Here is a 5,309-nt window from a genome sequence, read left to right as displayed (position 1 = left end):
TGTGATGACAGGTAAAAACATAACAATTAACACAGAGACGCCGGCAGGTGAAAAAGCTCGAGCTGCAGGTAATGAAGTGGCTCGTAAGATCGCTAATGAGGGTATTGTATTGATGAAAAACGAAGATAGAAGTCTACCATTAGACGATAAAACCGTTAATGTATTTGGAACAGCTTCATTTGATTTCCGTTACGGTGGGGGCGGTTCTGGTGGAATTGATACATCAGAAGCCGTTAATTTATTTGATGGTTTGAAGAATGCGGGCATTGAGTATAATAAGCAATTATATCAATTTTATACAGAACTCGATGAGGTTAAGGCACTCCAAAAGCAAAAAAATGAAAATGGTTTAACGCAAGTTCTGAAATCGATGGTTTCAGGAACCGATAAAGATGAACCGAATGTTTCTTATTTGAAAGATAATGTGCTAAAACAGGCTAAAGATTATTCAGATAATGCCGTGGTATTACTTACAAGTTCGTGTGTTGAAAGTAGTGATATGTCAGAGGAGCAGTTACGATTAACGGCGAATAAAAAAGCGCTAATTAAAAAAGTGGCAGAAAACTTTGAAAATGTGACTATTGTCGTCAATGCAGGTAATGCGCTTGAATCAGGTTATCTAGAAGAATTCCCGCAGATTAAATCGATTGTTTGGGTGGGTATACCAGGGCCATTCGGTACGGAAGCTTTGGGTGATGTATTAGCGGGTAAAGTTAATCCATCGGGACGTTTAACAGATACGTATGCCTATAATAGTCAATCAGCGCCAGCAACTGAAAATTTTGGTGATTATAACTATACAAATTTAAAACAGTCATTTGTTAATTATCAAGAAGGGATATACATTGGGTATCGTTTTTACGAAACGTATTATAAAGGCGATGAACAAGGCTATCAAAAAGCAGTACAATTCCCTTACGGACATGGTTTAAGTTACACAACATTTGATTGGAAAGTAGCCAGTCAAAAAATGACTGACAAAAAAATAAGTGTTGAGGTAGAAGTGACAAATACAGGTAAGGTAGCAGGTAAAGACGTCGTACAACTTTATTATTCAGCACCGTATACAAAAGGTGGTTTAGAAAAAGCGGCAGTTGCTTTAGGTGCCTATGATAAAACAAAGGAGTTACAACCTGGAGAAAAACAAACGTTGAAACTATCATTTGCAACGAATGATATGGCATCATACGATTCTCAAACAGAGGAAGCCTATGTGCTAGATGAGGGTAAGTATCAGCTTAAGTTAGCAAAAAATGTGCATGATAAAGGAAAAAAATTAACGTATGAGGTTGCGAAGCGTCAAGTTATTAAAGAAGATTACGCAACGGGTACGACAATCAAAAATCAATTTGAGGCAAGCGAAGCAGGATTAACCTATTTATCACGTGATGATTGGAAAGGAACCTACCCGTCAGATAAAAAAATCAACGATGAAGCGCCACAATTTGTTTTAGATGATTTAGCAAAAACGCCAACAGATTCTAAGTTGGATATGCCGGCGTTTGGCAAAGATAATGGTCTGAAGTTAAGTGATTTAAAAAATCTAGCACATGATGATCCAAAGTGGGAGCAGTTCTTAGATCAATTTACGAAGGATGAATTAATTAATTATGTTGTAAAAGGAGCGTATCAAACAGAGGCGATTGACCGTTTAGGGATACCAGCTTCAATGTTATTGGATGGACCGGCTGGACTGAATTCGTTCTTCAAAAAGTTCAAAGCCGCCTCGTTCCCATCGGAAAATGTTTTGGCAGCAACATGGAGCAATGCGCTTGGTTATGAGATGGGTGAAGTAGTTGGAAAGGAAGCAAAAGTATATGGCGTTCATGGTTGGTATGCGCCTGCTGTTAATCTTCATCGAACAGCAATGGGTGGACGTAACTTTGAATACTTTTCAGAAGACCCGCTATTATCAGGAAAGATGGGGGCTGCTGTAATAAAAGGAGCGCAAGAGCAAGATATTATTGTATTTATGAAGCATTTTGCGATGAATGATCAAGAAAAAAATGCCCGCTCAGGTTTATATGTTTGGGGGAACGAACAATCGATTCGTGAATTGCATTTACGCCCCTTTGAAATAGCCGTGAAAGAAGGTAAGAATTTAGGAACAATGTCAAGTTTTAGTATGATTAATGGTAAATGGGCAGGTGGCAATACAGAGTTGTTAAATGATGTATTACGTGATGAGTGGGGCTTTAAAGGGATGGTTTCGAGTGATGCTGTTTTTGGTTTCATGCATGCGGATGATGCCATTGTAGCGGGTAATGATTTAATGCTCGATACAATGAGTGCGCCTAAAAATATAAAACGGATTGAGCAAGCCTATAAAGCAGATCCATCTGGCACAGCATTAGGGCTTAGAACAAGTGTGCATAATATTTTATATGCGTTATTACAAACATATTTAATTAAATAAAAGTTAGAGCAGAGGGGGTGAATCACGTTGAAATATGAAGCGTTGATTAACAAGATGACACTAGAAGAAAAAGCATCACTGATGTCAGGAGAAAATTTTTGGAATACAAAAGCGATTAAACGCTTAAATATCCCAGGGATCATGATGACAGATGGACCGCACGGTTTAAGGAAACAAGGTGGGAAAGCCGATCACTTGGGACTTAATGCGAGTATTCCAGCCACGTGTTATCCGACTGCAGCCACGTTGGCGAATAGTTGGGATAAGCAACTGGTTGAAGAAGTGGGGCAGTTTTTAGCGCGGGAATGTGTCTCTGAAAATGTGAGTGCCATACTAGGTCCCGGTTTAAATATAAAACGTAATCCGCTTTGCGGACGTAACTTTGAATATTTTTCAGAAGACCCATTTCTAACGGGAACTTTAGCGAGTGCACAAGTAACGGGGATTCAAAGTGAGGGTGTAGCAGCTTGCCCTAAACACTTTGCGGTTAACAGTCAAGAACACATGCGTATGACGATCGATGAAATTGTGGATGAGCGCTCATTGCGTGAACTTTATCTAGAAGGCTTTCGTCGAGTGGTAGAAAAAGCGGCGCCGCAAATGATGATGTCATCGTATAATAAAATTAATGGTATCTATGCCAATGAACATCCTCATCTTATGAATGAAATTTTGTATGATGAATGTAACTATCAAGGTGTGGTTGTGACAGACTGGGGCGGCAATAATGAGCGTGTAGCAGGTTTAAAGGCGGGTAATCAATTGGAGATGCCCGCTACTAACGGCATTACTGATAAGGAAATTGTTGAGGCTGTTACGGACGGTAATCTTGCGGAAACGATTCTTGATGAAGCTGTTGATCGCATGTTATCACTTGTTTTCACGACTCATGCAGTGGCAGAAAGAGAGTTAACAATTGATTTGGAAGAACATCATCAGAAGGCTGTGGAAGCTGCAAAACGTTCAATGGTATTATTAAAAAATTCAGCTGAAATTTTACCGTTACACCCACAAGAAAAAGTGGCCATTGTGGGTGATTTTGCGAACAAACCACGTTACCAAGGTGCGGGAAGTTCTTTGATTAATCCCACGCAACTTCAAAGCCCGTTGGAACTGTTGGAGAAAACGCAGTTGGATGTAGTGGGCTATGCACAAGGTTTCAAGCGGATGGGTGGCAAAAGCAAATCGTTAATCAAACAAGCGGTTGAACTTGCTGGAAATGCAGATAAAGTGTTAGTGTTTATGGGGTTGGATGAGAGTAGTGAAGCGGAGGGGATAGATCGAGATACGCTTGAATTACCTGACAATCAATTGCAACTTATCAACGAATTACTAAAAGTAAATCAAGAAATCGTAGTTGTCTTAGCAGGTGGTGGCGTTCTTGAGTTGCCTTTTGCTGATGAGTCAGGTGTGAAAGGTCTAGTGCATACGTATCTTGCAGGTCAAGGAAGCGCAGAAGCTTTGATCGCAGTGTTATTAGGTGAATACAATCCTAGTGGAAAGCTCAGTGAAAGTTACCCCTTTACCTATGGGGATGTTCCATCAGCACCCTATTATCCAGGGCGAGAAGCGACGTCTGAACATCGTGAAGGTTTGTTTATTGGTTATCGTTATTTTGATACGATGAACGTGCCGGTGCGTTATTCGTTTGGTTATGGTCTATCCTATACGCAGTTTGCCTATTCGAACATTGTTCGCACAGATCTAAGTGTGTCGTTTAATATAACGAATACGGGGAAAGTTGCGGGTGAAGAAATCGCCCAACTTTATGTTGAAAAGGCCGATACAAAAATCATTCGAGCAAAACGCGAATTAAAAGGGTATGCAAAGGTGAGGCTAGAACCCGGTGAGACTAAAACGATTACAATAAATTTGGACGAGCAAGCTTTTGCTTATTATAGTGTGATGCATGAAGATTGGGCAATTGAAGCGGGGGTATACCGTATTCAAATAGGAAGTTCACTACAAGATATTCGTTTAGAAACAACAATTGAATGTGCTGCTAAAAATGAGAGTGATGAATTTAATCTAGATAGGTATCCTGAATATGCATCTGGAAATATTCAGGCGATATCCGATGAGGAGTTTCACAAACTATTAGGTTATTATCCGCCGGCTGCGTTATGGTCACCTGCTGATCCATTGGGAATGAATGATACTATTGCACAAGCTAAAAATAAAAATTGGCTTGGTAAATTAACCTATGGCACAGTGATGTTAGTGAAAAACTGTCTAACTATCGTTAAACAGCCTCTGTGGGCGAATAATATTTACTTTGTATTGAACATGCCATTTCGACAGATTGAACGTTTCACTGGAGGCAAAGTTAGTCGTAAAAAAGTAGAACGTTACTTACGTTGGATAAACGGCAATACAAAGTAGTTTAAAAAGATAACTACTAATACTATCTTCTTAGTCTGAGCACCTTCCAAACAATTTGGAAGGTGCTTTTTTATTTTTCAGCAAATTTTTTTCTAGTACTTCAACTAAAACAATGGTTTGGTACTTAATTGCTTGAGAAATCTTCGTCTCATACTGTTCTCGTAAATGGATAAATCCGTAACGATGTCAGTAATTTCATAACGCTACAAAAAACCACTACAAGATCTGAAATTTCTAGTCTAATGAGTGATTTTTTAGCATTCCAATTTGGATAAAGTAAAACGAGCTTGTCGTTCTTTCGCTTTTCTCCAGAATTTCAAGCTTACTTTATCAAAATTTCATAAACGCAAAAAAATCACTAGACCTGAAAATCAAATTGGAGTATAGACATGAACCAGTCTATAACAATTTAATTTCCCTAGTCTAATGAGTGATTTTTTAGCAATCCAATTTGGATAAAGTAAAACGAGCTTGTTATTCTTTCACTTTTCTCCAGAATTCCAAGCTTACT

At 39.0% G+C, this 5,309-nt stretch carries 2 protein-coding genes; both read left to right on the top strand.

The window, feature by feature from the left end; translation table 11 throughout:
- Positions 1 to 2,416, top strand: a 2,416-nt coding sequence (locus tag IKV95_RS09650; protein ID WP_287451737.1) for a glycoside hydrolase family 3 protein, incomplete at its 5' end; no start/stop codon positions are given.
- A gap of 27 nt (positions 2,417 to 2,443) precedes the next feature.
- Positions 2,444 to 4,798: a beta-glucosidase gene (locus IKV95_RS09645; protein WP_287451735.1), complete on the top strand. Its 2,355-nt coding sequence runs from the start codon at positions 2,444 to 2,446 to the stop codon at positions 4,796 to 4,798.
- Positions 4,799 to 5,309 lie beyond the last annotated feature (511 nt).

Origin of the sequence: Brochothrix sp. (assembly GCF_017549435.1) — a bacterium.
In the GTDB taxonomy this organism is placed as follows: domain Bacteria; phylum Bacillota; class Bacilli; order Lactobacillales; family Listeriaceae; genus Brochothrix; species Brochothrix thermosphacta.
This window is presented reverse-complemented; position numbering and strand designations above follow the sequence as displayed.